Origin of the sequence: Rappaport israeli (assembly GCF_001888055.1) — a bacterium.
Taxonomy (GTDB): Bacteria; Pseudomonadota; Gammaproteobacteria; order Cardiobacteriales; family Cardiobacteriaceae; genus Rappaport; species Rappaport israeli.
Genome location: NZ_LXHZ01000051.1, coordinates 1 through 304, shown reverse-complemented (window position 1 = coordinate 304; position 304 = coordinate 1). Strand labels below are relative to the sequence as shown.

1 protein-coding gene is annotated in these 304 nt (G+C 63.8%); it reads right to left on the bottom strand.

Annotation, left to right across the window (positions count from 1 at the left end; genetic code table 11):
* Positions 1-217: hypothetical protein (locus tag A5N84_RS09300; RefSeq protein ID WP_143324920.1), on the bottom strand; the 217-nt coding region annotated here is incomplete at its 3' end.
* Positions 218-304 lie beyond the last annotated feature (87 nt).

The window sequence follows — 304 nt, the reverse complement described above, 5'->3', positions numbered from 1 at the left end:
CCCCCCATAACTCAACCCAACCCTCAACCTCCCCCTCAGGAAACAGCGCCACCCCCTCCCCAGCCTGCCAACGCAAATGCCACGCCTCACCGCACACCTCACGCACACTTGAAAACTCAAACCCTCCCCCAAACGCCTCCAGCAACGACTCATTCCCACGCGCCACCACCAACCGCCCCCCCACAGCCAACCAATCCGCAAACTCATCAGCAGACACAGCCCCCCCCAGCCCCCCCTAACACCACCACATCATAATCCGCCAGCGCCAACGGCAGACGCCCCCCTCTGCACCACCCAACGCCAC